Source organism: Ferrovum myxofaciens, assembly GCF_000735045.1.
Taxonomy (GTDB): domain Bacteria; phylum Pseudomonadota; class Gammaproteobacteria; order Burkholderiales; family Ferrovaceae; genus Ferrovum; species Ferrovum myxofaciens.
Genome location: NZ_JPOQ01000034.1, coordinates 1 through 4,262 on the forward strand (window position 1 = coordinate 1; position 4,262 = coordinate 4,262).

The 4,262-nt window shown below is 52.7% G+C and carries 6 protein-coding genes and 1 pseudogene; 4 read left to right on the plus strand and 3 right to left on the minus strand.

All coding sequences use genetic code 11. The annotated features are described in order from the left end of the window. Nucleotides 1-123: 123 nt before the first annotated feature. From IV91_RS20015 to IV91_RS15670, 4 genes and pseudogenes are all read left to right on the plus strand, one after another. Nucleotides 124-216, plus strand: a pseudogene (locus IV91_RS20015) (IS1 family transposase); the annotation flags it as partial. Nucleotides 217-329: 113 nt separating this feature from the next. Continuing rightward, nucleotides 330-1,136, plus strand: coding sequence for a TIGR04255 family protein (locus IV91_RS0106340; RefSeq protein WP_031596925.1), 807 nt, complete (start codon nucleotides 330-332; stop codon nucleotides 1,134-1,136). A gap of 18 nt (nucleotides 1,137-1,154) precedes the next feature. Next, nucleotides 1,155-1,826 (plus strand): helix-turn-helix domain-containing protein, encoded by a 672-nt coding sequence (locus IV91_RS0106345; RefSeq protein ID WP_031596927.1) that lies wholly within the window; start codon nucleotides 1,155-1,157, stop codon nucleotides 1,824-1,826. 11 nt (nucleotides 1,827-1,837) lie between these two features. Further along, nucleotides 1,838-2,659 carry a hypothetical protein gene (locus IV91_RS15670; protein ID WP_051862202.1) on the plus strand — a complete coding sequence of 274 codons (822 nt, stop codon included), beginning with the start codon at nucleotides 1,838-1,840 and terminating at the stop codon, nucleotides 2,657-2,659. 172 nt (nucleotides 2,660-2,831) lie between these two features. On the opposite strand, the gene IV91_RS0106355 is transcribed toward IV91_RS15670, so the two are convergent. The 3 genes from IV91_RS0106355 to IV91_RS0106365 form a co-directional block, all read right to left on the minus strand. Next, nucleotides 2,832-3,107, minus strand: a complete 276-nt coding sequence (locus IV91_RS0106355; protein ID WP_031596929.1) for a type II toxin-antitoxin system RelE/ParE family toxin — start codon at nucleotides 3,105-3,107, stop codon at nucleotides 2,832-2,834. After that, entirely contained in the window at nucleotides 3,107-3,376 is a 270-nt protein-coding gene (locus IV91_RS0106360; RefSeq protein WP_031596931.1) for a CopG family ribbon-helix-helix protein, read from the minus strand. Before IV91_RS0106360 ends, IV91_RS0106355 begins: the two co-directional genes overlap by 1 nt. 299 nt (nucleotides 3,377-3,675) lie before the next feature. Beyond that, a complete protein-coding gene (locus IV91_RS0106365) occupies nucleotides 3,676-4,095 on the minus strand; it encodes a hypothetical protein (RefSeq protein ID WP_160171532.1) in 420 nt (139 codons plus the stop codon). Between the last annotated feature and the right edge of the window lie 167 nt (nucleotides 4,096-4,262).

The window sequence follows — 4,262 nt, forward strand, 5'->3', positions numbered from 1 at the left end:
CGGGAAGTTGAGGGTTCTGTGAATCTGGATTATGTGACAGTCACAATAAATATCACCCCCCCTTAGCCGACTTGACTTCCAATTTCAAACTGCTGCTTTTGGCCCAATTTCAAGTTGCTGATGACAGGCAAGCGCCGCATCAGTGGTGACCCCGATGTTTCCAAAGTCTCAACCTCCCATGTGGAACGCAATAATCTCACAACGCGTATGGGTATGTTCCCTTCGCCATGCCAAAGATCCTGTGCCTTCACGAGGGAGAGAACGACCCACTTCACGATCTGTTAAATAAAGTGTAAACTGTCAAGTCGTATGTCAAGTGGAGAGATGCTATGGGTGAAAAAATGAAGAACGCACCGGTGTACTTCGCCATCGCCCAGGCCAGACACAATCCAGTCCTCCGATTGGGGTCCTACGCTGCTGATATCCAGGATCGGATGCGGAAGGTGGGCTACCCCGACTTCAAAAAGGGGGTGTCGATGGCCTTCAATTTAATGCCGCAGATCGGGGACACATCGCAACCGCAAAACCCTCCTGTCGTAGAACAGGTCGAGCGGCTGATGTTTTTCAGCACCGACAATACCAAGGGGTTTATTGTCGAGCAAAATGCGCTGTCTTTTCAGACGACGGAATACGATACGTTTGAGACATTTGCGGATGAGTTCATCAAAGGATTGGGCATCGTTCATGAGTGTGTGACGCTCGCGCACTCTGAAAGGATAGGCTTGCGGTATCTTGATGCTATCGTTCCTCCCAATGGGGAGGTCGGTCTTGCCGACTATTTGGTACCAGGGGTATTGGGGCTAAGCAGTGAGCTGCCTGACGAAGTCGAAGTGTCACATTCGTTTACTGAAACGCATATCCGGACTGCCGAATGCGTAGTACTGGCACGGACGATCATTCAGGCTGGTCCACTGGGTTTTCCTATGGATCTTCAACCCATTGGCGTTAACATCGCCGAACGGTTCAAAACGATCAATGGCGTGCATGCCATCGTCGACACTGACGCCTCAATTGAGGGACGTCGCCTATTTGAATTGGATGCAATTAAATTGCAGCTAAAAATGTTACGAAGCGGCATTGGCATGGCGTTCGATGCAATGGTTACGCCGACTGCTATTGCTGCATGGAAAACATAACAGGGGAGGGAATACAAGATGTACGCTGCCTATCAAGTAGATGGCTCCTCACAACAGGCGGTCCGGGCAACCACGTTCACCAAAGTCGACGATCACACTGATGAGGTGGTTAGCAGTGCCAACGCTTTCCAAGGGCGAATTCTCAGCTACTGCGTCGTGGGAACATTGGGTCTGCTGACGCCAATGTATCTTAATGCCAGTTCTGCAACCGCGACCTGGAGCATCAACCAAATCGAATTTGAGGGTACCCAAGTTGTGGCGGCTGATGTCGCTACTTCTGCCTCCGGAGACGTCACCCACGTCCGCCATGTGATGAAAATTTCGGTATCTGAGCTTGCCAAAGTTTTTGGCGTGTCCCGGCAAGCTGTACATGGGTGGCTTAAGGGAGGGGCGCTGTCTCCACGAAATGCACAACGGATCTCCGAATTTGCACAGGCGGCAGACGTGTTCCTGGAGTCGGGGATCGATGTCACGCCTCAAGCCTTGCGCCGGAAGATCAGCGGCGGTCAATCCCTCCTGGAATCCGTTGGAGAGGGTGGCAAGGTCGTTGAATTGGCGCGTGCGCTCGTCGGTACGCTGTCACGCGAGTCACAACAACGTCAGCGCCTAGCCTCACGCCTGGCAGGACGACAAAAATCCGCGCCGACTGCTGATGATTTCGGCACACCGCATCTCCATGAAGATGCATGAGGGATCTGTGAATGTCAGATACCGATCGGCAGATCTCGTGGCGGCAAGGTGATGCACTAACCGACGAAGCAGCCAAAGCGCTCAACCTGCAGCATCCAGAGAATTCTGGCGGTACCGTCGTGGTCGTCATTTCACATGACTGTGACCTGACTGCAGTCGCCGATAAAGAGCCAGTATCCGAGGTCATCGTGGGCCAGCGCATCGATAGGCTGGGCGGAGATTCATATGGCAAAACTGCTCGACGACTTCATATCGAGTACCAAACAGCAGGAGGGCCGGTGGCGCTGGAGTTGATGGCTACCGCCAAGCGACCGATCAGTAAACCGGTATTGTTCGCGACCGACCCTCGCCAGGATATGTGGCTGGACGGGCGTGGCGTAGCGATTCTCCAGCGTTGGCTGGCCGCCCGTTATTATCGGGCGGCATTTCCGGAAGCGTTTGAAGATCGTCTGCGCGCTGCTAATATCCCGGGCAAGCGTACCTTCCTCAAGAAGTTGGAGAGCATTCTGGTGGGCGGAGGTGATCATATTCGCGCATTGCTATTCGATCTCGATGAGGGTAAGGACGTCGAACGAGAGGCACCAGAAGATCTCTACCAACTGGGGATTATGGTTCTCTACGATAGTCTTCGAGACGAACCGACTGCTGCGGCGGCGGCCACAAAAGCTGCAGAGGACTTGGAAGAGCTTTTCGATGAGGCATTTCACTTGCCTGACGTAGGATGGCAAAACATTTGCCTCAAGTACTGCGACCCGGTTTCGGATAGCGCGATCACCGTTGCCGAGAGAGATACTCAAGCAGTGGCGATTGGAACATATGAGTCTACAGGATGATCAACCGCAGCCAATGATTACGCCTTGACGCCCACGTTCGCGCAGATTCCCTCAGTAAGGTGACAGCACAGTTCGGGAGTTCGTTAAACTGCACCACCAATCCTAAAACCTCAACCACTCCGTTTCAGGGGTTTTCTGTTGTATCCTGACAGCCTTGTGTGTGAGGGCATTGCTACCGATCTTCGCGGGTGTGCCACAGCCGCAGCATGTAGATCGTGGATTCCCGAATTTCGTACCGCATCTCATACTTTCCGACGAGAATCCGGCGTACCTCGCGCGGCTCGAATTCTTCCAGCTTTTCGCCGATACGTGGATTTACCAGCAGACTGGCTGGAGCCGCTGCGAGCGCCTGCACCACGCGCGTAGCGGCCGATTTGTTCACTGGCACCAAGAAATCATACAACCGCGCCAAATCAGATAACCCTTTGCTCGTCCACTTCAGTTCCATCAGCGGGGTGCCGGCAGCGGTTGGGCAGTACTGAGGCTATTGGCCCACGCTTCCACGGCTTGGTGATCAATGACTCGTCCGGCGTCTACATCGGCCAACCCCTCGTGGGTCAAACGGGTGCGTTCCTCTTCCATGTCGATCCAGGCCGCTAACGCTTGCTTGACGATCCAGCCACGTGAGCGTTCGAGACGAGTGGCCAACCGATCTACTTTCTCGGCCAGCAGGAGCGGCACGTGTGCAGTGAGGACTTTGGTATCTGTATGTGCCATGGTTTTTCCCTTCTTACGATTGGTCAAGTATCATCATAGTGATTAGATATGATTTAAGCAAGATGACATATAAATATGGGGTTGACATGGCTATCGATTGACCAATAACGGGGAAGTACGGATACCGAAGTGCTCGGAATCATGGGGCGCGATGAGATCGAATTCCTTTGCATCGTCATCGCCAACCATAAAGATTCGCTACCTGCAGAGCCTGTATATGAGGCCATCGGCCATATTGGGAACAGGACTGCTGGGCATCATGCGATCTGCATCGAGCGGCGGAATTTGGAACACATCAGTCAGGCCGTGCCCACCTCTGTGGACTCAAGGACTTCTCCATAGGAGTCTTCAAGATAATGAATGGTTTTAAATTCGCCATTGCGCACGGAAACCCAATCATCTTTCACTTCCACCTCATATTCGGTTTGCCTCATCAATTGCAGGAGGGCAAACCATACATGGGAATCTTCAGGGGCCACTAAGGGAAAATCAGCCAGTTTGTCCTTGGCATAGACGGAAATGAGGCTTCTGAAATGATCCCATTTGTCTTGATCTGAGGTATCGAATTCCTCAATGTATGTTTTGACTACAGTGTGGAATTCTTGCTTGGTAACCTGGAAAGTTGGCATGCAGTTCACTCGCTGAAGTAAAAACTGTTTTATTTTACCTGTTTTTGCACCCCGGTGCCGGCTTGACCTGACCAATATTCCACTGCCCACACCTGCGGGTATGTGAGGGCTGGCGCGGTGCGACGACCAGAATTACCCGGACTGCGCGAAAAGCCCCGTCGTTCAGGGCGGGGATGAATAGCGCGGATGCCGAAGGCATCCATCTTCGTTTCCTATAGTGGCGTTTGCTGTTGCTCGATATATTGTTTGATGATGCC

Excerpts from the sequence above, each read along its gene's own strand:
- IV91_RS0106355 (WP_031596929.1), bottom strand. The coding sequence starts at position 3,107 with ATGGAACTGAAGTGGACGAGCAAAGGGTTATCTGATTTGGCGCGGTTG.
- IV91_RS0106360 (WP_031596931.1), bottom strand. The coding sequence starts at position 3,376 with ATGGCACATACAGATACCAAAGTCCTCACTGCACACGTGCCGCTCCTG.
- IV91_RS15670 (WP_051862202.1), top strand. The coding sequence starts at position 1,838 with ATGTCAGATACCGATCGGCAGATCTCGTGGCGGCAAGGTGATGCACTA.
- IV91_RS0106340 (WP_031596925.1), top strand. The coding sequence starts at position 330 with ATGGGTGAAAAAATGAAGAACGCACCGGTGTACTTCGCCATCGCCCAG.
- IV91_RS0106345 (WP_031596927.1), top strand. The coding sequence starts at position 1,155 with ATGTACGCTGCCTATCAAGTAGATGGCTCCTCACAACAGGCGGTCCGG.